The sequence below is a fragment of the Amycolatopsis lexingtonensis genome (genome assembly GCF_014873755.1).
GTDB lineage: Bacteria > Actinomycetota > Actinomycetes > Mycobacteriales > Pseudonocardiaceae > Amycolatopsis > Amycolatopsis lexingtonensis.
Genome location: NZ_JADBEG010000001.1, coordinates 4,683,203 through 4,703,238, shown reverse-complemented (window position 1 = coordinate 4,703,238; position 20,036 = coordinate 4,683,203). Strand labels below are relative to the sequence as shown.

17 protein-coding genes and 1 pseudogene are annotated in these 20,036 nt (G+C 71.8%); 11 read left to right on the top strand and 7 right to left on the bottom strand.

Annotated elements, in window-relative coordinates:
* Positions 1-130: 130 nt before the first annotated feature.
* On the top strand, positions 131-1,372 hold the full coding sequence (locus H4696_RS20875; protein ID WP_086861526.1) for a hypothetical protein: 1,242 nt from the start codon (positions 131-133) through the stop codon (positions 1,370-1,372).
* Here the strand turns inward: H4696_RS20875 and H4696_RS20870 are convergent.
* The 3 genes from H4696_RS20870 to H4696_RS20860 are packed head-to-tail and all read right to left on the bottom strand — an operon-like array spanning position 1,359 to position 3,476.
* The gene (locus tag H4696_RS20870; protein WP_086861527.1) at positions 1,359-2,165 is read right to left on the bottom strand and encodes a hypothetical protein; all 807 of its coding nucleotides are present in this window, start codon (positions 2,163-2,165) and stop codon (positions 1,359-1,361) included. The two genes, H4696_RS20875 and H4696_RS20870, sit on opposite strands and share 14 nt — an antisense overlap.
* Positions 2,156-2,722: a hypothetical protein gene (locus H4696_RS20865; protein WP_086861528.1), complete on the bottom strand. Its 567-nt coding sequence runs from the start codon at positions 2,720-2,722 to the stop codon at positions 2,156-2,158. Before H4696_RS20865 ends, H4696_RS20870 begins: the two co-directional genes overlap by 10 nt.
* A gap of 52 nt (positions 2,723-2,774) precedes the next feature.
* On the bottom strand, positions 2,775-3,476 hold the full coding sequence (locus H4696_RS20860; protein WP_086861529.1) for a class I SAM-dependent methyltransferase: 702 nt from the start codon (positions 3,474-3,476) through the stop codon (positions 2,775-2,777).
* A gap of 76 nt (positions 3,477-3,552) precedes the next feature.
* On the opposite strand from H4696_RS20860, the gene H4696_RS20855 reads away from it, so the two are divergent.
* Positions 3,553-4,383 (top strand): LLM class F420-dependent oxidoreductase, encoded by an 831-nt coding sequence (locus H4696_RS20855; RefSeq protein ID WP_086861530.1) that lies wholly within the window; start codon positions 3,553-3,555, stop codon positions 4,381-4,383.
* Between the two features lie 7 nt (positions 4,384-4,390).
* Here H4696_RS20855 and kstR read toward each other — a convergent pair whose 3' ends face one another.
* Positions 4,391-5,011 carry a cholesterol catabolism transcriptional regulator KstR gene (gene kstR / locus H4696_RS20850; protein ID WP_125315661.1) on the bottom strand — a complete coding sequence of 207 codons (621 nt, stop codon included), beginning with the start codon at positions 5,009-5,011 and terminating at the stop codon, positions 4,391-4,393.
* Positions 5,012-5,157: 146 nt separating this feature from the next.
* Here kstR and H4696_RS20845 point away from each other — a divergent pair, with 146 nt between their 5' ends.
* From H4696_RS20845 to H4696_RS20835, 3 genes are all read left to right on the top strand, one after another.
* Positions 5,158-7,209, top strand: coding sequence for an acyl-CoA dehydrogenase family protein (locus tag H4696_RS20845; RefSeq protein WP_086857462.1), 2,052 nt, complete (start codon positions 5,158-5,160; stop codon positions 7,207-7,209).
* A 76-nt stretch (positions 7,210-7,285) separates the two neighbouring features.
* Positions 7,286-10,084 (top strand): DEAD/DEAH box helicase, encoded by a 2,799-nt coding sequence (locus H4696_RS20840; RefSeq protein WP_086857463.1) that lies wholly within the window; start codon positions 7,286-7,288, stop codon positions 10,082-10,084.
* Positions 10,084-11,244 carry an SWIM zinc finger family protein gene (locus tag H4696_RS20835; protein WP_086857464.1) on the top strand — a complete coding sequence of 387 codons (1,161 nt, stop codon included), beginning with the start codon at positions 10,084-10,086 and terminating at the stop codon, positions 11,242-11,244. Before H4696_RS20840 ends, H4696_RS20835 begins: the two co-directional genes overlap by 1 nt.
* Positions 11,245-11,248: 4 nt before the next feature.
* Here H4696_RS20835 and H4696_RS20830 read toward each other — a convergent pair.
* Positions 11,249-12,483 (bottom strand): annotated as a pseudogene (locus H4696_RS20830) (alpha/beta hydrolase).
* A 65-nt stretch (positions 12,484-12,548) separates the two neighbouring features.
* On the opposite strand from H4696_RS20830, the gene H4696_RS20825 reads away from it, so the two are divergent.
* On the top strand, positions 12,549-13,934 hold the full coding sequence (locus H4696_RS20825) for a WS/DGAT/MGAT family O-acyltransferase (protein ID WP_086857465.1): 1,386 nt from the start codon (positions 12,549-12,551) through the stop codon (positions 13,932-13,934).
* On the opposite strand, the gene H4696_RS20820 is transcribed toward H4696_RS20825, so the two are convergent.
* Both H4696_RS20820 and H4696_RS20815 read right to left on the bottom strand, forming a co-directional pair.
* Positions 13,918-14,415 (bottom strand): nitroreductase family deazaflavin-dependent oxidoreductase, encoded by a 498-nt coding sequence (locus H4696_RS20820; RefSeq protein WP_086857466.1) that lies wholly within the window; start codon positions 14,413-14,415, stop codon positions 13,918-13,920. The two genes, H4696_RS20825 and H4696_RS20820, sit on opposite strands and share 17 nt — an antisense overlap.
* A gap of 14 nt (positions 14,416-14,429) precedes the next feature.
* Positions 14,430-15,263 carry an alpha/beta fold hydrolase gene (locus H4696_RS20815; RefSeq protein WP_086857467.1) on the bottom strand — a complete coding sequence of 278 codons (834 nt, stop codon included), beginning with the start codon at positions 15,261-15,263 and terminating at the stop codon, positions 14,430-14,432.
* 87 nt (positions 15,264-15,350) lie between these two features.
* Here H4696_RS20815 and H4696_RS20810 point away from each other — a divergent pair, with 87 nt between their 5' ends.
* Genes H4696_RS20810 through H4696_RS20790 form a run of 5 tightly spaced genes read left to right on the top strand, consistent with a single transcriptional unit; the run spans position 15,351 to position 20,014 of the window.
* On the top strand, positions 15,351-16,400 hold the full coding sequence (locus H4696_RS20810) for an acyl-CoA dehydrogenase family protein (protein ID WP_086857468.1): 1,050 nt from the start codon (positions 15,351-15,353) through the stop codon (positions 16,398-16,400).
* Between the two features lie 5 nt (positions 16,401-16,405).
* Positions 16,406-17,560, top strand: a complete 1,155-nt coding sequence (locus tag H4696_RS20805) for an acyl-CoA dehydrogenase family protein (RefSeq protein ID WP_169734879.1) — start codon at positions 16,406-16,408, stop codon at positions 17,558-17,560.
* Entirely contained in the window at positions 17,557-18,465 is a 909-nt protein-coding gene (locus H4696_RS20800; protein ID WP_086857470.1) for a bifunctional MaoC family dehydratase N-terminal/OB-fold nucleic acid binding domain-containing protein, read from the top strand. Before H4696_RS20805 ends, H4696_RS20800 begins: the two co-directional genes overlap by 4 nt.
* Positions 18,462-18,848: a MaoC family dehydratase gene (locus H4696_RS20795; RefSeq protein WP_086857471.1), complete on the top strand. Its 387-nt coding sequence runs from the start codon at positions 18,462-18,464 to the stop codon at positions 18,846-18,848. The genes H4696_RS20800 and H4696_RS20795 overlap by 4 nt, the downstream gene beginning before the upstream one ends.
* Positions 18,845-20,014 (top strand): lipid-transfer protein, encoded by a 1,170-nt coding sequence (locus H4696_RS20790; RefSeq protein ID WP_086857472.1) that lies wholly within the window; start codon positions 18,845-18,847, stop codon positions 20,012-20,014. Before H4696_RS20795 ends, H4696_RS20790 begins: the two co-directional genes overlap by 4 nt.
* The last annotated feature ends 22 nt before the right edge of the window (positions 20,015-20,036 follow it).

Sequence of the window (20,036 nt, the reverse complement as noted above, 5' to 3'; positions counted from 1 at the left end):
CTCCGCTGCCAAGACGCCGCACAACCGCGACTATTCCTTGTTTGTATACCTGAAGTTCGCCTTTGCGTAACGTGCTGGACAGTTTCGGCGACTGTGACGGCAACTGCGCGAGGGCGGGGTGGAGGTATGCATGATCCAACTGCGGATCGGCCTGTGGCGAGCATGGGCCTTCGTGCAACAGCGGCCGTTGAAACTGACGGTGGGCATCTTCCTCCTGATTGTTGAGATACTGGTGCCGCGCTCGGCTTCGTTCTGGATCCTTGTCGGGCTGACCATCGCCGTTGCCGCCAAGGAGCTGATTGACATCTCCGAGAAGGTGTACAAGGACCTCAAGAAGATCCTCACCATCGAGTCGAAGCTCCGGCAGAGACCTTTGCAGCTCCCTTACAAGAGTCCTTATGACTCGTGGGAGAAGATCGAGTGCGAAGGTTCTCAAGCGGTCCACGACCCCTTGCTGGACGCCGAGTTGACGACCGACCCGTTCATCACGCTGGAGAAACAGCACAAGATGTGGCGTCCGCCTTCGGCGGAGCACGAGACGGTGCGCAAGCTCAAGGTTCCCACCCTCGACTTCGACGAGGACAAGGTCCGCCTGGAGTCGGACCTTGAGGTGGGCGTCACGACAGCCAAAGTCCGGCGGACCACTTACTCGGCGTTTCTCGTGACCAACCGCCTGGCGCTTTATGAATACCGCGAGCACCACGCGGCGCACGAGTACCTGGAGTTCCCGGATCTGGGCCCGGATGGCCGAGGGCCGCTTCCCCGGCTCCCGCTGAGCACCTGCTCCAACCACATCGGCGCCGATGTCTTGGCCATCTCCGAGGGGCGGTTGTTGCTGCAGCGGCAGGCCAACAAGAACATCATGAACGGGGGCCTGATCATCGGTTCCGGTAGTGGTTCGGCCGACTGGCAGGACCTGGTGGCCGAAGAGGGACGGCGGCGGAGCCGGCCGGAGCCGCCGCCTCGGTGCCGCGACCTGTGTTCTTTCGTGAAGTACACGATGTGGCGCGAGATGGTCGAGGAGATGGGACTCCGTGGCGACCAGCGTCACGGACCCGAGAACATCAAGATCATCGGCTACTGCCGGGTTACCGCTTGGGGTGGCAAACCCCAGTTCTACGGGGTGGCTTCGCTCGGGCCGGTCGAGCCCAAGGTGAGGGGAATGGAGCGGCGCTACGTCGACGACCAGCTAGCTGAACGCTTCGACCCGAAAGACGGCGTCCCTGGGCTCTTGAGAGCGCTGGACGCCGTCGAGCGCCGCTACGGCAGCAATGGTGAGCTGGCGTTTCCGCTTTACATCACCATTCAGTTGCTGCGCCAATGGTTGCACCGGGACGCGCCGGCCGCGGCGGCGTGGCTCAAGCTGGGGTGACGCGGCCGAGCCGCACGTAGGCCCGGTCGTCGAACGAGTTGGCGGCCGGGCGCAGCCCCTTCGTCTCCGGCGGATCGATCATCAGCGGGTCTCGCGCCAGACGCTCGGCCAGCAGGCGCTCGGCCTCGGCCAATGTGGGTGCGGGCGCCGGGTAGCCGTCGGTCGTGAGCACGACTTCCCGGATGCCCCGCGGGAGGGGGATCACTTCGACGAAGCGGTCCGGCACCAGGCGGCCGTCCAGCGCTCCGAAGCCCGCGGGGTCGTCTCGGTGGTTGCGCAAGCCGGTCAGTGCCTTGAGCAGTTCCTGCACGGCGGCGCGGCCGGGATCTTCAGCGCACAGGTCGGCTACGGCGGCGCCTGCGGCCAATCTGTCTCTGAGGACGAGGGCGCGGGCCTCGGCGACGATCCGCTCGCCGGAACGTCGTGGTCGCACCGGCTCGCCATCCAGCATGATCCGCGCCTCGCCGACTCGCCACACCTCCTGGCGTTCGGTGTGCAGTACGCAGAAGGACACGGCCGAGCCCGATCCTGGCGCGACTCCGTCGGCGGCCAGCAGTTTCTCCACGACTTCCGTCGCCGAATCGACGGCTTCACGAGCGGAGCAGGTTCGCGCGATGCCGGCCAGGTGCCCTGCGATCGCTTCGGCCAGGGTAGCCCCGTCGGGGCCGGTGTCCCAGGACTTCCGCGTGGCTCCGTCCGCGACGCCCACCAAGTACCGGCCCTCGATCAGCCGATCGGCACAGGGTTCCGCCGCGGACCGCGGCACGAGCCCCGATTCGATGATCATGCCCACAGAGCCGTCACCAGACGAGTGACCGGGTCGTCGTCGCCCGCCAGTTGCGCGCAACTCTCGCGCAGTGCCACGGCCGAGAAACTCTCCTTGGCGGTCGTGATGAAATGAAGAAGCAGGTAGGCGGCGACAAAGTGGGCAGCCACCCGCTCCGCTGACGCCCGGGGGAGCGAGAGCTCGGCCCGCAGTGTTTTGGTCATCATCTCGATCGGAAAACCCGGCCGTCCCTCGGTCGCCGCCTCGATCGAAGCGAATCCGTACCGGAGTGCCACCTCGGCGACCGAGCGACCCGTGGTGAGGTCCGAAGTCACGGACGTCGCGTCGAGACCACGCGTCCAGTTCGCGATGTGCGGAGCAGCCGAGAACGTGCGGGTGACCATGATCAGCGGATTTCCGCTTTCGCCCAGCAGATCAGTCAGGTTTGCCGCGCGTACCTGGTGATCCATTTCGGCGGCCGAGCGAACCTGGTCCTCGTGCTGCTGCACGTTCGCGCTCAAGGAATTGTCGGCGACCATGCTGTCGGCGAGCTGGCGCAGTAGGCCACTGGTCTGCGAAAGCATTCGACGATCGTAGCGTCAGGCTGACGGCAGGCCCATCCGTTGCGCGCCCCGATCACCCGGCCGGACGGACCGCCTTCAGCTGCCAGACCGGGACCAGCACGCGCCCGTCTGTGTCGGTCTCCAGCGACGTCAGCCCGGCCGGGTCCGCGTCCAGCACCACCCGGACGCTCTGCCGCAGCTCCTCCGGGGTCATGGACGTCGTGTACAGCCGTGGCTCGAGCAGCTCGATCGTCCAGTCCTTCCCGACCGTCCCCCGCAGGTTGGCCTCGCTGATCAGGTACGGCGCCGGGAACGCCTCGGGGATCTCCGGCGAGAAGCAGAACAGGTGCAGCGTCGCGCCCGGGCGGGTCGCGCGGGTCAGCGCCGCGAGGTACCGGTGCCGCTGCTCCTCGCTCAAGCAGTGGTACAGCGCGCTGTCGAGAACCGTGTCGAACCGGCCTTCGTACCCTTCGAGCTTCGTCGCGTCGGCGACGGCGAACTCGATGTCGAGGCCCTTCTCGGCGGCACGGGCGCGGGCCTGCTCGATCGCCGACCGGGCGCCGTCCAGCCCGGTCACGTGCAAGCCGCGTGAGGCGAGGAACGCGGAGTTGTCGCCGAGGCCGCAGCCGATGTCGAGCACGTCGCCGCGGAACTCGCCGGCGTCGGCCAGCTCGACGACCGCGGGCTGCGGCGCGCCGAGGTCCCAGGGCATCTTCCGGCCCATCGGCGTCGAGCCCTGGTAAAGCTCCTCGAAGTCGATGTCCTGTACGTCCATGACAGCCCCCTTATTCAACGTGTGATGAGATGATTCCATCGTGCACCCCGTGTCAAGGCGGTGGTACTCCTGGAGCATGAAATTCGGGATCTCGACGTTCGTGACCGACGAGGGCATCCGCCCCGACGTGCTGGGTGCGGCGCTGGAGGAGCGCGGCTTCGACTCGCTGTTCCTGGCCGAGCACTCGCACATCCCCGTGAGCCGGGAAACCCCTTACCCCGGCGGGGGCGAGCTGCCGCGCGTGTACTACCGCACCCTCGACCCGTTCCTGGCGCTCACCGCCGCGGCCACGGCGACGTCGGAGCTGCTGCTCGGCACCGGGATCGCGCTGCTGATCCAGCGTGACCTGATCCACACCGCGAAGGAGGTCGCGTCGCTGGACCTGCTCTCCGACGGGCGCGCGCTGTTCGGCGTCGGCGTGGGCTGGAACCGCGAGGAGATGCGCAACCACGGCACCGACCCGAAGACCCGCGGCGCGCTCATGGACGAGCAGCTGGCCGCGCTCAAGGAGATCTGGACGAAGGACGAAGCCGAGTTCCACGGCGAGCACGTCGACCTCGACCCGATCTTCAGCTGGCCGAAGCCGGTGCAGAAGCCGCACGTCCCGATCTACATCGGCGGCGAGAGCGAGGCGGCGCTGAACCGGCTCGCCAAGTACGGCGACGGCTGGCTGCTCCGGGGCTACACGAAGTACCAGGAGGCGCAGCGCGTCCGCGGCTGGCTGGCCGAGCAGGGCCGGGAAGACGTCCAGTTCGCGGTCTTCGGCGGACCGACGATCCCGAAGGTGATCGACGGCTTCCGCGAGGCCGGCGTCGAGCGGTACACGTTCCTGCTCGACACGATGCCGGAAGCGGAGACGCTCAAGGCGCTCGACGAGCTGGCGGAGGTGGCCGCCGCGCACCGGTGAGGCGTGGCTACTTGTCCAGCAGCAGGTGGACCGACAGCTCGAGGCGGTTCGCGACGTCGGCCGCCGAGGCGCGGCGGGTCACCCAGGCCACCAGGTTCGCCATCCAGACGTCGGCGACGACGTGGAAGATGTCCCGGTCGGCCTCGGTGGGCTCGTCGATGCCCATCGCCTTGGCGAACATGTTCTCCATCAGCAGCCCGACCTGCTCGACCTCGGCGGCCGCGGACGTGTCGGCGAACATGAAGGCCCGCACCATGGCTTCGGTCAGGTGCGGGTCGCGCTGCATCAGGCGGGTGTTGCGGCCGAGCACGAACATCAGCCGCTCGGCGGGCGTCTCGCCCGGGATGGCCTGCCGCTCGAGCTTCTCCTGCGCGCGCTCGAATTCGCGCGCCAGCCCGGAGACGAGCAGGTGGATCTTCGACGGGAAGTACCGGTACAGCGTGCCGAGCGCGACGTCCGCCTTCTCGGCGACGGCCCGCATCTGGACGGCGTCGTAGCCGCCCTTCGAGGCCAGGGCGAGGGTCGCGTCGATGATCCGGCGGCGCCGGTCGCGCTGGGCGGCCGAGCCGAGCTCGTCAGCGCCGATCGCGCTCAGGCCGTTGCCACGCGCCTTGGTCTTGCCGGGCATCGGAGTTCCCCCGTCCGTCGGAACTTGTTCCACTTCATCGCATAGCGTACCTGTCCTGGCGAAACGTTCAACAATCGACCCACTGGCCGAAAAACTGTAACACGTTCTACACTCGCGAGTAGTGTCCCGTCCCGCGAGGAGGCCCGATGCCGGTCGCGCTCACCGACGAACAGGCCGCGCTGGCCGAGGCGATCCACGCCTGGTCCGCGGCGCACCACCCGCGGGAGGGGGTGCGCGCGGCCGAAACCGGGGCCGGGCTTCCCGCCGGGTTCGCCGAGCTCGGCCTGCTCGGGGTCGCGTTGCCCGGGGAGGCGGGCGGCGCCGACGGCAGTATCGCCGATCTGGCCGCCGGCCTCGCCGCCGCGGCCGAAGAACTGGTTCCGGGCCCGCTGCTCGGCACCGCGCTCGGCGGCCTCCTGCTCGCCGGGGTCCCCGCCGCCAAGGAACTGCTCCCCGCGCTGGCCGAGGGGGAGGCGACGCTCGCCGTGCTGCTGGACGCGCCGTCGCTCGACGACGGTGTCACCGGCCCGGTGCCCGGCGTCGACGCCGGGACGTGGCTCCTGGTGCCCGCCGGCGGCGGGCACGTGCTGCTCGCGCCAGGCACGCCGGGTGTCACGGTCGAACCGCTGGCCCCGTTCGACTTCTCGCGTGCGCTCGCGCGCGTCCGCTTCTCCGGCGTCCGCGCCGACGTCCTCACCCTGCCACCGGTCGGGCCCCTCGCGGCGACGCTGGCCGCGGCCGAAGCGGCCGGGGTGGCGCGGCGGTGCCTGACCGTCGCCGTCGAGTACGCCAAGGTCCGCGAGCAGTTCGGCAAGCCGATCGGCGCGTTCCAGGCGGTCAAGCACCTCTGCGCCGAGATGCTCTGCCGCGCCGAAGCGGCCGAAGCGCTGGCCTGGGACGCGGCGTCCGGGCAGCACCCGCTGTCGGTGGCGAGCGCGGCCGTCGTCGCCCTCGACGCCGCCGTCGCCAACGCGAAGGACTGCGTCCAGGTCCTCGGCGGGATCGGGTTCACCTGGGAGCACGACGCGCACCTGTACCTGCGCCGCGCGGTCGCGCTGCGGCAGTGGCTCGGCGGCGCCGGGAAGTGGCGGCGGCGGGCGGCGTCGCTGGCGCTGGAGGGGTCCGAGCGCACCCTGGACATCGACGTCGGCGACGATCCCGCCCTGCGCGAGGAGGTGGCGCGGATCGCGGCGCTGCCCGCGGGCGAGCAGCGGGTCGCGCTGGCCGACGCCGGGCTGCTGACTCCGCACTGGCCCGCGCCCTACGGCCGGGGTGCGGACGCCGCGGAGCAACTGCGCATCGACAGCGCGCTCGCCGAAGCCGGCGTCCGACGGCCGGACCTGGTGATCGGCGCCTGGGCGGTGCCGACGATCCTCGAACACGGCAATGACGAGCAGCGTGACCGGTTCGCCCGGCCCACCCTCCGGGGTGAGCTCACGTGGTGCCAGCTGTTCAGCGAGCCCGGCGCGGGCTCCGACCTGGCCGCGCTGCGGACGGCGGCCCGGCGCGTCGACGGCGGGTGGCGGCTGACCGGCCAGAAGGTGTGGACGTCGCTCGCCCGCGAAGCCGACTGGGGGATCTGCCTGGCCCGCACCGACCCGGACGCGCCCAAGCACAAGGGCATCACGTACTTCCTGGTCGACATGCGCGCCGAGGGCATCACGACGCGGCCGTTGCGCGAGATCACCGGCGAGGCCGTGTTCAACGAGGTGTTCCTGGACGACGTGTTCGTCCCGGACTCGGACGTGGTCGGCCCGCCGGATGGTGGTTGGCGGCTCGCGCGCACGACGCTGGCGAACGAGCGGGTGGCCCTCGGGAGCGGGTCCGCGGTGGGGGAGAGCGTGCAGACGCTGGTGTCCACAGTGGATGCTTCGGCGCTCGACGACGTCGCGCTCGACCGGCTCGGTTCCCTGGTGGCGGACGGGGTCGCGGGGTCGGTGCTGGACCTGCGGGCGGCGTTGCGGCGGCTCGAGGGGCAGGATCCCGGTGCCGGGTCGAGCGTGCGGAAGCTGCTCGGGGTGCGGCACCGGCAGGACGTGGCCGAGTTCGCCGTCGAGCTGGCCGGGGCCGGGGCGCTGCTGGCGGAGGGGGCGGCGCAGCGCGAGTTCCTGCTGACGCGGTGCCTGTCGATCGCCGGCGGGACCACCCAGGTGCTGCTTTCGCTGACGGCCGAACGGCTTCTCGGCCTGCCGCGCTGACCGATCGGGCGGCGCGAAAGGACCGTTCGTGCCGCCCGGCCCGAAAGTGTCGGTGGCGTGTTCTAGCGTTGCGGTCGTGGAGTTCAGCGCAGACACCCAAGCCACCTACCTTCCCGCGGATCCCCCGCGGGAAGGCGTGCTGGCCCTGTGGGGCGACGACGTGGCCGGCGGGACCACGATCGAGCTCGTCCTGCCCCGGGGCGCCAAGTTCGCGCGGACGAAGGTCGACGCGGAGCTGGTGCCGCTGGAGCGCGCGCTGCCCCGGCTCCTGGCGGTGGGGGAGGAGGCCAGCCCGGCCGTGGCGGCGTGGTCGGCCGCGGTCAACGCGGGGGTGAACCTCGTCGCTCGGGGACGGCTGCGCCCCGCGGTGTCCCCGGCCGGGGCGGCGGCGTGGCGGATCGGCCCGCTCGACGCCGCGGACGAGGAGCTGCTGCGCGGGCTCGCCGGCGCGTTGCCACCGGAGGCGTACGCGCTGCCGCTGACCGGGCTGAAACGCATCCGGCTGCACTCGCCGGATTCCCTGGTCCGCGCCCTTTGGGACGCGACGGCCGACCTGCTGGTCCGCAGCCCGGCCGCCCCGGTCGGCGCCGGCGACCCGGCGTTCGCGGCCCGCGAACCGGCGCTGCTGGGCCCGGACGGCGCGGCCTGGCTGGCCGAGCTGGAGGCCCGCGAGCCGCGGGGCGTGCAGGTGCTGCTGCGCGTCGAGGGCTTGGACGACGACACGTTCGCCGGGGTGCTGGCGGTCCGCAGCATGGCCGAGCCGAGCCTGGTGGTGGAGGCGGCCACGCTCTGGGACGCCCCGGACGCGGTCCTGAACCGCCTCGGCGACCAGGTCGAAACCCAGCTGCTGCTCGGCTTGCGCCGCGGCGCACGGGCGTGGGCGCCGCTGGGCAAGGTGCTGGCCGAGCCCGCGCCGTCCTCGCTGGTCCTGTCCGACGAAGAGGTCGTCGACCTGCTCACCGACGGCGCCCGCGAGCTGGGCGGCGCGGGGATCGAGGTGCTCTGGTCGAAGGGGCTGTTCGCGGGCGAGGTGAAGGCGAAGGCGAGTGCGACCCAGGCCCCGGCGAGCGTGGCCGGCCCGGAGTTCGCGCTGCGCAGCCTCCTGGAGTTCCGCTGGCAGCTCAGCCTGGGCGGCGAGCAGCTGACGGAGGCGGAGGTGACCGCGCTCGCCGAGGCGAAGCGCCCGCTGGTCCGGCTGCGCGGGCAGTGGGTGCGGGTAGACCCGCAGTTGCTCGCGCGCGTCCGCGGCCGCACCCGCAAACTGGAGGCGGGCGAGGCACTGGCGGCGGCCCTGACGGGCGAGCTGGAACTGGACGGCGAGCGCGTCGAGTTCGCGGCGCCCCCGGTGCTGGGCGGCCTGGCTGCCCGCATCCGCGACCGGGCGGGCGTCGAGATCCCGGCGCCACCGGGGCTGCAGGCGACGCTGCGGCCGTACCAGCAGGCGGGCCTGTCCTGGCTGGCCACGATGACGGAGCTGGGGCTGGGTGCGTGCCTGGCCGACGACATGGGGCTGGGGAAGACGATCCAGCTGATCGCCCTGCACCTGCATCGGCGCGACCTTGCCCGGTCTGCCCCGCGGCCGGTGGCGGAACTCGCGCTCGCCGACGGTGAATCTCCCGCTGCCGGTGGCCCCACCCTCGTTCTCTGCCCCACCTCGCTCCTCGGCAACTGGGAGCGCGAGTTCGCCCGCTTCGCCCCCGAAATCCCGGTCCGCCGGTTCCACGGCGGCAGCCGCCACCTCGACGACCTCGCCCCCGACGAAGTCGTCCTCGCCACCTACGGTGTCCTCCGCCGCGACCGCGAAACGCTGTCCGAAGTGGACTGGGGCCTGGTCGCCGCCGACGAGGCGCAGCACGTCAAGAACCCGCTGTCGGCCACCGCCAAGGAACTCCGCAAGGTTCCCGCGCGAGCGAAAGTCGCCCTGACCGGCACCCCAGTCGAAAACCGCCTCACCGAACTATGGTCCATTGTGGACTGGACGACCCCTGGGCTGCTCGGCCCGCTCGACCGCTTCCGCCGCACCGTCGCGAAGCCGATCGAACGCGACCGCGACAAGGAGGTCACCGAACGGCTCGCCGCCACCGTCCGGCCGTTCCTCCTGCGGCGCCGCAAAACCGATCCCGACATCGCCCCGGAGCTGCCGCCCAAGACCGAGACCGACCGGTTCGTCCCGCTCACCGCCGAGCAGACCACGCTGTACGAAGCCGTCGTGCGCGAGAACCTCGCCGAAATCCGGGAGTCGCAAGGCATCAAGCGGCGCGGGCAAGTGCTCCAGCTGCTCACCGAACTCAAGCAGATCTGCAACCACCCGGCGCAGTTCCTCAAAGAACCGCACGGCGCGCTCACCGGCCGGTCCGGCAAGCTCGCCGCCTTCGAAGAACTCCTGGACGTCATCCTCGACGAAGGCGAGAGCGTCCTCGTCTTCAGCCAGTACGTCCAGCTCTGCCGCCTGCTCGAACGCCGCCTCAAGGACCGCGGCCTGCCCACCGAAGTCCTCTCGGGGGACAGCTCGCCGGCGAAGCGGCAGGACATGGTCGACCGGTTCCAGGCCGGCGAGATCCCCGTGTTCCTGCTTTCGCTGAAGGCGGGCGGGGTCGGGCTCAACCTGACCCGCGCCACCCACGTCATCCACTACGACCGCTGGTGGAACCCCGCGGTCGAAGACCAGGCCACCGACCGCGCCTACCGCATCGGGCAGGACCGGCCCGTCCAGGTGCACCGGCTGATCGCCGAAGGCACCCTCGAGGAGCGGATCGCCGAGGTGCTCGAGAAGAAGCGCGGGCTGGCCGAGTCGATCGTCGGCGCGGGGGAGGACTGGATCACCGAACTGTCCGACGACGCGCTCGCCGACCTGGTCCGGCTCGGGAGCGGGTGATGCCGCCGCGGCGGAACTTCGGCACCACCTGGTGGGGCCGCGCCTGGGTCGACGCGCTGGAGCAGCGGGCGAAGCTCGATCCGAACCGGCTGCCCCGCGGCCGCACGTACGCGCGCCAGGGCACGGTCACCGAGCTGCACTTCGGTGCCGGGGAGATGACGGCGCGGGTGCGCGGCAGCCGGCCGCAGCCGTACAAAGTCACCATCACCATGCGCACCTTCACCGGCGGCGAGTGGGACACCCTGCTCGGCGTGGTCGGCACGCAGCTCGGGCACGCGGCGGCGCTGCTCGACGGCGAGCTGCCCGGCGCGCTCGCCGAGCAGGCCCGCGAGGCGGGCGCCGACCTCCTGCCGGGGCCCGGCGACCTGCGGCCGCGGTGCTCGTGCCCGGACTCGGCGAACCCGTGCAAGCACGTCGCCGCGGTGTACTACCTGGTCGCCGACGAGGTGGACCGCGACCCGTTCACGCTGTTCCTGCTGCGCGGCCGCCCGCGGGCGGACGTCCTGGCCGAGCTGCGTGCCCGCCGGTCGCCGGCCCGCGCGGACAAGCCGAAACTGCCGAAGAAGGTGGACGAAGGCCTGACGCCGCGAGCGGCCTACACCCGGCGCCCGGGCCCGATCCCGGACCTGCCGCCCCCGCCGCGCGTCGCCGGACCCCCTGCGGTCCTGGACCTCGACCCGCCGCCGGCCACCGGCTGGACGGCGGCCGGCCTGTCGGCACTCGCGGCGGACGCGGCTTCCCTGGCCCGCGACCTCCTGATCGGTGGCGTGACGGCGGCCGAGCTGACGTTCGAAGAGGACTTGGCCCGCCGCGCGGCCGCCCGCACCGCCCCGGAAATCACCACCCTCGCCGCGGCGGCGGGCGTACCAGCCCGCGACCTGGCCCGCTGGGCCGAAGCCTGGCGCGAAGCCGGCCGCGGCGGCCTGGCGGCCCTGCGCGACACCTGGCAACCCGGCCCCGGCCCCCTGGCGGAGGCGCAAGCGATCCTGGCCGAAGCGGGCCTCCCGGGCCGGCCGAAGATCTGGCGCAACCGCCTCACCCAGGGCGGCTTGCAGCTGCGCTACGGCCGCGACGCCCGCTGGTACCGCTTCACCCGCTCCGGAACGGAGTGGCGCTTGGACGGCCCGCCCTCGGCGAGCCCGGTGGACCTCGCCTACTGACCGGCTACCGGTTCGATGCTTTCCAGGTGTTGTACGTGTGGTCCAGGAACCGCCCGACGCCGCGGACCACGTGCGCGCTCCGCACCGACGTGAACACGTCGAACGCGTGCTGCGCCCCGCCAGTTCCGCGTACGCCACCGGCTGCCGGGACTTCTCCCGCAACCGCCGCACGAACTCCCGCGCCTCGCGGACCGGGACCAGGGAATCGTCGCGGCCGTGGATCACGAAGAACGGCGGGGCGTCCGAACTGATCCGGTCCAGCGGTGAGGCCGCGATGTAGTCGTCCAGGTGGTTGACCGGGTCCCGGTCCGCCGCGAACACCCGGCGCGCGATCAGGCTCTCCAGCCGGTACTTGCTGGCCCGGGAGCCCGAAGTGGCCGCGAAGTCGTACACGCCGTAGTGCGGGACGCAGGCCTGGACGCTCGTGTCCGCGTCCTCGAACTCCGGCTGCAGCGCCGGATCGTTCTGCGACAACGCCAGCAGCGCCGACAGGTGGCCGCCCGCGGAACCGCCGGTCACCGCGACGAAACGGGGGTCGCCGCCGTACGACGTGATCTGCGAACGGATCCACGCCAGCGACTGCTTCGCCGCCACGATGTGGGCCGGCCAGCGGTGGGCAGGGGAGAGTGGGTAGTTGATCGCCACGCACACCCAGCCGCGGCGGGCGAGGTAGCGCATCAGCGGGCGGCCCTGCTCCTCCTTGTTGCCGATCACCCACGCGCCGCCGTGGACCTGCAGCAGCACCGGCGCGCCGGACACCGGCGAAGCGGGCCGGTAGACGTCCAGCAAGAAGCGCTTGCCGCCTGGGGCGTAAGCGATGTTGCGATCCACCCGGACGTCCGGGGCGCCCATCCGGAACGGCAGCGCCAGCTCGCTCCACGGCAGGCCGAGGTCGGAGCGGCCCAGCTCGGCCGCGTAGTCCTCGCCGAGCGCCGAAGTCAGCGCGCCCTCGATCTCGTCGCGGGCGCCGTGGCCGGTGCGGATCAGCGCGCCCAGGCCGGCGGCCGACGCCGCGGCCATGGCCAGGCCCGCCTGCGTCGAGCGGTCACGCACGCCGTGGCGGGCCAGGTGGACCGCGGTGTCGGCCGCGGTCAGGGCCAGCAGCTGGGGCGCCAGCTCGCCGGTCAGCCACCCGGCGAAGAACACCGGGATGGTCGTCGAGCGGGCCCGCAGCGGGCGGAGCGCGTTCGCCGTCAGGCCGAGCTGGATCGCACGGCGGATCAGGAAGTTCGGCTGCACCAGCGCGATGATACCGGTGAGTAGGGTGACGCGCCGCTCCTCGGAAGTGGCTTACCCTGGCGGGCATGCAGAGACTGAGCGGCCTCGACGCGAGCTTCCTGTACCTCGAGACGCCGTCCCAGGTCCTGCACGTCTGCGGGCTGCTCACCCTCGACGGCTCGACCGTCCCCGGTGGCTACACCTTCGCGAAGCTCAAGGAAAAGCTCGACGAACGGGTCCGGCTGATCCCGGCATTCCGCCGCAAACTGCACAATCCGCTGTGGAACCTCGGCCATCCCGTGTGGATCGAAGACGAGGACTTCGACCTCGACCACCACGTGCACCGCATCGGCGTGCCCGCGCCCGGCGACCGCACCGAGCTGGCGGAGCTGTGCGCGCACATCGCCGGGCAGCAGCTCGACCGCGCGCGGCCGCTGTGGCAGCTCTACGTCATCGAAGGCCTGGCCGACGGCCAGATCGCCGTGCTGCTGAAGATGCACCACGCCAGCGTCGACGGGGTGAGCGGCGCCAGCCTGATCACCTACCTCTCCGGGCTGGAGCCCGACGCGCCCGCACCGGTGATCGAGCAGCCCGGCAACCCGGGCGTGCCGTCGGCGCTGGACCTGCTGCGCTCGGGTGTCGAGACCGTCGTGAAACGCCCCGCCGAAGTCGTGCGGCTGCTGCCCGACCTGCTGGAACTGGTGCCGCGCTGGGTCGGCAAAGCGTTGCAGGGCAAGGGGATGCCGGTCCCGTTCACCGCGCCGCGGACTTCGCTGAACGGCACGATCACCGGGCACCGCAGCGTCGCGTTCGCCCAGCTGGACCTCGACCGGATCAAGGAGGTCAAGAACGCCTTCGGGGTCACGGTGAACGACGTCGTCCTCGCGCTCGTCGCCGGGGCGCTGCGCGAGTTCCTCGGCGCGCGCGGCGAACTGCCGGACGACCCGCTGGTCGCGACCGTCCCGGTCTCCGTCCACGACCGGACCGAGCGCGAGCACGGCAGCAACAAGGTTTCGGCGTTCTTCGCCTCGCTGCCGACGCACCTGGCCGACCCGGCCGCGCGCGTGTTCTTCCTCGCCGAGGCCAACCGGCTCTCGAAGGACCACCACTACGACATCGACGCCGACATGCTGCAGGACTGGGCGCAGTTCTCGGGCGCGACGGCGTTCGGCCTCGCCGTCCGCGCGTATTCGGCGCTGCGCCTGGCCGAAAAGCACCCGGTGGTGCACAACCTGGTCGTCTCGAACGTGCCCGGCCCGCCGATGCCGCTGTACTTCCTCGGTGCGCTCGTCACCGGCTTCTACCCGCTCGGGCCGGTCTTCCACGGCGCGGGCCTGAACGTCACCGTGCTGTCCAACGCGGGCAAGGTGCACGTCGGCCTGCTGGGCGCGCGCGAGCTGGTCAAGGACCTCTGGCCGCTGGCCGACGCGCTGCCGGAGGCCCTCGACCAGCTGCTCAAAGCCGCGGGCTGAGCACCACGACCGGGATCTCCCGCTCGGTCCACGCCTGGTACTTCGCGAAGTCCGCGTACAGCTCGACCAGCCGTGGCCACAGTTCGGCGCGCTCCTCCGGCCCCGCGACGCGAGCCGTCACCGGGACGTCCCGGCGGCCCTTCAGGTGGATGCGCGTCTCGGGGTGCGCCCGTAGGTTGAAGTACCACTGCGGATGCCGCGGCAGCCCGCCCTGCGAAGCGACGATGACGACGTCCTCGCCGGAGCGCAGGTACAGCAGCGGCGTGGTGAACCGGCGCCCGGACTTGCGGCCCCGGTGCTCCAGCAGCAGCGTCGGCACCGGCTTGCGGAACCCGGCCCCGACCCGCCAGGTGCTGCCGATCCGGCCGCCGGTCAGCCGGAAGACCGCGACCTGGGCCTTCGCGCCGTACTTCATGACCTTCGCCGTCACCGGCGAGTCCAGGCCGTCGGGTTTCTGCTCCGGCAGGCTGAAGCGTCCCATCGTGGGTTCCTTCCTCAGAGGGAGTGGACGGCGGCGAGCAGGGCGGGCACCCACCGGTCGGCGGCCAGGACGCAGGCCGCGTGCCCGGCGTCGACCTCGTAGGTCGCCGCGCCCGGGATGCGGCGGGCCAGGGAACGCTGGTGGTCGGGCGCGATGAAGCGGTCCCGCGCGGTCACGACGACCGCCGCCGGCAGTCGCAACGTGTGGAGCCACGGCGTCGAGTCGAACCGGCCGATCTCGTCGACGGCGACCGCGATCTCCCACGGCCGGGTCGACCGGAACTCCCGCAGCCCCCACCGGTGATCCTCGACGCGCCGCAGCGGCGCCGCGGGTGCGACGGGCAGCTTCACGCGCTCGCGCAGCTGTCGCACCGTCCGGCCGAAGACGTCGAGCGCGACGCGCTGCCGCAGCCCGCGGCGGAAGGTGCTCGCGGTCGAACACAGCACCAAACCGGTAACACGTTCTGGCTCGGCGCGGGCGACCAGCTGGGCGACCATCCCGCCCATCGAGTACCCCGCGAGGGCGAACCGCTCGATGCCCAGCGCGTCCGCCACCGCGGGCACGTCCCCGGCGCAGTCGGCGAGCCGGAACTCCGGCGAGCGGATGCCCCGGCCGTGCCACCGCTGGTCGAACACGACGACGCGATGGTCCCGCGCGAGCCCGGCCAGGGCCGGGTACCAGGTCAGCAGGCCGGTGCACGCCACGGAATGCAGCAGCAGGAGCGCCGGCGCGTCGCGCGGGCCGACGTCGGTGACGACCGTCCGCCCGCGGCCGGGCAGGTCGAGGGGGACCGGGTCGGGCACGCCGGCCGTCGGCGGCACGGTGATCAGCCGCCGCGTCGCCGCCATCCGACTCCTCCTCCGGGGTTGCCGCGCCGGTTGTTTCCGGTTAAGACTAGAACATGTTTCAGTATTGCGCCGAGCCGGAGGTCGGGCGTGGACTTCACCCTTGACGATACGCAGAGCGAGATCGCCGCTCTCGCCGCGAAAGTGCTCGGCGCGGGAGACGATCCGTGGCGCGCGCTCGCCGACGCGGGCCTGCTGGCGCTCGCGCTGCCCGCGGACCTCGACGGCGACGGCCTGGGCGTCGCCGAAGTCGCGCAGGTCCTGACCGAGGCCGGCCGCGCCGCCGCGCCGGTGCCCGCGTACGCCGCGCTGGCACTGGGCGTCCTGCCGGTCGAGACGCTCGGTACGCCCGCCCAGCGCGCGGAGTTCCTGCCGCCGGTCGCGGCCGGGGAAGCGCTGCTCACCGCGGCGCTGCACGAGCCATCCGCGCCGTTGACCGCCGAGCCCGCCGCCTCCGCGCGCGCGGCTAACGGGAAGTGGCTGCTCAGCGGCGTGAAGACCGCCGTCCCGTACGCCGCCGAAGCCAGCCGGATCCTCACCCCGGTGACCACTCCGCACGGCACCGCGGTCTACCTGGTCGACCCGCACGCCGACGGCGTCACGCTCGTCCCCACGCGGAACTCGGCCGGGACGCCGGAGTGCACCGTGCGGCTCGACGACGTCGCCGTCGAAGAGACCGACCTCCTCTTCGACCGGGGTGCGGTCGCGGCGCTGCACCGGTTCGCCGTGGCCGGCGCGCTCGCGCTGGGCGACGGGCTGCTGGCCGGCGCGCTCGCGCTCACCGTCAAGCACGTCGGCGAACGCACCCAGTTCGGCCGGCCGCTGGCGACCTTCCAGGCCGTGGCGGGCCAGATCGCCGACGTCTACGTCGCCGCGCGGACCGTGCACCTCGCCGTGACGTCCGCGGTGTGGCGGCTGGCTTCCGGGCTCGACGCGGACGCCGAACTGGACGTCGCCGCCTACTGGCTCGCCGAGGAAGCCCCGAAGGCGCTCGCGACCTGCCACCACCTGCACGGCGGCGTCGGCGTCGACGAAACGTACCCGCTGCACCGGTATTCGTCGGCGGTCAAGGATCTCGGCCGGGCGCTCGGCGGCGCCGCGCACCGGCTCGGCAGGCTCGGCGAACGAGTGGCGGGGTGAGGCGGATGCACGTCGAACTGACCGCGGCGCAGAAGGACCTGCGCGCGGAGCTCCGGGAGTACTTCGCCGGGCTCATCAGCCCCGGAGAACGCCGGGAAATGCGGCGCGAACGGCACGGGCCGGTGTTCCGCGAGATCGTCCGCCGGATGGGCCGGGACGGCCGGCTCGGCGTCGGCTGGCCGAAGGAGTTCGGCGGGCAGGGCTTCGGCGAGATCGAGCAGCACCTGTTCGTCGACGAGGCCGCGCGCGCCGACGTCCAGCTGCCGTCGGTGACGCTGCAGACCGTCGGGCCGACGCTGCAGCAGTTCGGCACCGAGGAGCAGAAGTCCTTCTTCCTGCCCAAGATCCTGGCCGGGGAGATCCACTTCGCGATCGGCTACACCGAACCGGAGGCGGGCACCGACCTCGCGGCGCTGCGGACGACGGCGGTTCGCGACGGCGACGAGTACGTCGTCAACGGCCAGAAGATCTTCACCACCGGCGGCCACGACGCCGACTACATCTGGCTCGCCGTCCGGACCGCGCCCGACGCGCCGCGGCACAAGGGCATCTCGATTCTCATCATGGACACCAGTGACCCAGGCTATTCGTGGACGCCGATCATCACCTGCGACGGCGCCCACCACGTCAACGCGACGTACTATTCGGACGTCCGCGTGCCGGTGAACCGCTTGGTGGGCAAGGAAAACGAGGGCTGGCGGCTGATCACGACGCAGCTCAACCACGAGCGCGTGATGCTCGGGCCGGCCGGGCGCGTCGGCGGCCTGTACGACCGCGTGCGCGCCTGGGCTGCCGCCCACGGCCTGCTCGACCTGGCCGACGTGCGGGCCGTGCTGGCCGAAGCGATGGCGGTGACGCGGGTCAACGAGCTGCTGAACTGGCAGGTCGCGGTCTCTTCGGCGACCGCGCCGGTCGGGGTCGGCGACGCGTCGGCGACCAAGGTGTTCAGCTCCGAGGTGATCCAGCGGATCGGCCGGAACCTCGAAGAGCTCGTCGCCCGCCACGGCGATCCGGCCGACCCGGACACCGCCGAGCTGGCCGAATGGCTGGACGTCTGCGCCAAGCGCAACATCGTGCTGACGTTCGGGGGCGGCGTCAGCGAAATCCAACGGGAGCTGATCGCTTCGATCGGCCTGGGCCTGCCGAGGGTGCCGCGATGACCATCGAAGAAACGGCGCGGGAGATCGCCGCGCGCGGGGAGTGCGCACCGCGTCTCGCGCGCGACCCCGTGAACCAGGCCATGGTGAACAACTGGGTCGAAGCGATCGGGGACACCAACCCCGTCTACACCGACCCGGAGTTCGCCGCACGCAGTGTGCACAAAGGACTCGTCGCACCGCCGGCCATGGCGCAGGTGTGGACGATGGGCGGGCTCGACGTCCCGCGCGCGGGCGACGACCCGCTCGGCCTGATGATGGAACTCCTCGATGACGCCGGGTTCACCTCCGTCGTCGCCACGAACTCCGAGCAGACCTACCACCGCTACCTGCGGCCGGGCGAGCAGGTCGAGGCGCGGACGAAACTGGAGAGCGTCGTCGGTCCGAAAAGGACGGCACTCGGCGAGGGCTGGTTCGTCACCACGCGGATGACCTGGTACGTCGAGGGCGAAGCCGTCGCGGAGATGATGTTCCGGGTGCTGAAGTTCGCGCCCCCCGCGCCGAAGCCGCCGCCCGCGCCGGTGCTGCGGCCGGTGATCAGTCGCGACACCGAGTTCTTCTGGGAAGGTCTCCGCCAGGGCGAACTGCGCATCCAGCGCTGGGGCGAGACGCTGCGGCACCCGCCCGGCCCGATGCCGCCGGACGGCGCGCTGGACACCAAGCCGGACTACGTCGTCGCGAGCGGCCGCGGCACGGTGTTCTCCTACGTCGTGCACCACCACCCGCCCGTGCCGGGCAAGGACCTCCCGTTCGTCGTGGCGCTGGTGGAGCTGGAAGAAGGGGTCCGGGTGATGGCCGAGCTCTTGGACGCGACACCGGAGGAAGTCCACATCGGACTCCCGGTGACCGCCGCGTTCGTCCGGGTCGACGACGACCTGACCCTGCCCGCGTGGAAGGTGGCCCGATGACCGTCGCCGAAGGGACCGAACTGCCGCCGCTGACGATCGAGGCGACCCCGACGTTCATCGTCAGCACGGCGCTGGCGACCCGCGACTTCCAGGACGTGCACCACGACCGGGACGCGGCGGTGGCGCGCGGCTCGAAGGACATCTTCCTCAACATCCTCACCGACACCGGCCTGGTGCAGCGGTTCGTCTCGGACTGGGCCGGGCCGGAGGCACTCATCCGGTCGGTCAAGATCCGGCTCGGCGTGCCCTGCTACGCCTATGACACCTTGACCTTCACCGGCCGCGTGGTGTCCGCCGACGGCAACGACGTCGTCGTGTTGGTGTCCGGAGTGGACAGTCTCGGTGAGCACGTCGCCGGGACCGTGGAGGTGACGTTGCCGTGACGCTCTCGGGAAAAGCGGCCATCGCCGGGATCGGCGCGACGGAGTTTTCGAAGGACTCCGGGCGCAGCGAGCTGCGGCTGGCGGCCGAATGCGTCTCCCACGCCCTCGCTGACGCCGGGCTGTCGCCGTCCGATGTGGACGGATTGGTGTCGTTCACCATGGATGGCAACGCGGAAATCGCGGTGGCGCGGGAACTCGGCATCCCCGAGCTGAAGTTCTTCAGCCGCATTCACTACGGCGGTGGCGCGGCGGCGGCGACCGTGCAGCAGGCCGCGATGGCGGTGGCGACCGGTGTCGCGGACGTCGTCGTCGCGTACCGGGCGTTCAACGAGCGCTCGGGGATGCGGTTCGGCCAGGTGTCCTCGGCCGCGGCCGGGCAGGTGAACTCGTCCGGGGTGGACAACGCGTTCCACTACCCGATGGGGATCGCGACCCCGGCGGCGACCGTGGCGATGGTGGCGCGGCGGTACCTGCACGACTACGGCGCGACGAGCGAAGACTTCGGCCGCGTCGCGGTGCTCGACCGCAAGCACGCGGCGACCAACCCGAACGCGTGGTTCCACGAACGGCCGATCACCCTCGAGGAGCACCAGGCGTCGCGCTGGGTGGCCGAGCCGCTGCACCTGCTCGACTGCTGCCAGGAGAGCGACGGCGGTGTCGCGCTGGTCGTGACCAGCGTGGAACGGGCGCGGGATCTCGCTCAGGCGCCGGCGGTGATCGCCGCGGCGGCGCAGGGGAGCGGGCCGGACCAGTACGTGATGACCAGCTACTACCGCGACGACCTGGCCGCGCTGCCCGAGATGGGGGTGGTCGGGCGGCAGCTGTGGGGCCAGTCCGGGCTCGGACCGTCCGATGTGGACGTCGCGGTGCTGTACGACCACTTCACTCCGTACGTCCTGATGCAGCTGGAGGAGCTCGGGTTCTGCGGCCGCGGCGAGGCGAAGGACTTCATCGCCGGCGGCGCGCTGGAGCTCGACGGCTCGCTGCCGCTCAACCCGCACGGCGGGCAGCTCGGCGAGGCCTACATCCACGGCATGAACGGCATCGCGGAGGGTGTGCGGCAGATCCGCGGCACGGCGGTCAACCAGGTCGCCGGCGCGGCCCGGGTGCTGGTCACGGCGGGGACCGGCGTGCCGACGAGCGGGCTCGTCCTGACGGGTGACTGAGGCGTCACCTCATTGACGGCTG

Coding starts and splice junctions, on each gene's coding strand:
- H4696_RS20875 (WP_086861526.1), top strand. CDS start 131: ATGATCCAACTGCGGATCGGCCTGTGGCGAGCATGGGCCTTCGTGCAA.
- H4696_RS20865 (WP_086861528.1), bottom strand. CDS start 2,722: ATGCTTTCGCAGACCAGTGGCCTACTGCGCCAGCTCGCCGACAGCATG.
- H4696_RS20860 (WP_086861529.1), bottom strand. CDS start 3,476: ATGGACGTACAGGACATCGACTTCGAGGAGCTTTACCAGGGCTCGACG.
- H4696_RS20855 (WP_086861530.1), top strand. CDS start 3,553: ATGAAATTCGGGATCTCGACGTTCGTGACCGACGAGGGCATCCGCCCC.
- kstR (WP_125315661.1), bottom strand. CDS start 5,011: ATGCCCGGCAAGACCAAGGCGCGTGGCAACGGCCTGAGCGCGATCGGC.
- H4696_RS20845 (WP_086857462.1), top strand. CDS start 5,158: ATGCCGGTCGCGCTCACCGACGAACAGGCCGCGCTGGCCGAGGCGATC.
- H4696_RS20835 (WP_086857464.1), top strand. CDS start 10,084: ATGCCGCCGCGGCGGAACTTCGGCACCACCTGGTGGGGCCGCGCCTGG.
- H4696_RS20825 (WP_086857465.1), top strand. CDS start 12,549: ATGCAGAGACTGAGCGGCCTCGACGCGAGCTTCCTGTACCTCGAGACG.
- H4696_RS20820 (WP_086857466.1), bottom strand. CDS start 14,415: ATGGGACGCTTCAGCCTGCCGGAGCAGAAACCCGACGGCCTGGACTCG.
- H4696_RS20815 (WP_086857467.1), bottom strand. CDS start 15,263: ATGGCGGCGACGCGGCGGCTGATCACCGTGCCGCCGACGGCCGGCGTG.
- H4696_RS20805 (WP_169734879.1), top strand. CDS start 16,406: ATGCACGTCGAACTGACCGCGGCGCAGAAGGACCTGCGCGCGGAGCTC.
- H4696_RS20800 (WP_086857470.1), top strand. CDS start 17,557: ATGACCATCGAAGAAACGGCGCGGGAGATCGCCGCGCGCGGGGAGTGC.
- H4696_RS20795 (WP_086857471.1), top strand. CDS start 18,462: ATGACCGTCGCCGAAGGGACCGAACTGCCGCCGCTGACGATCGAGGCG.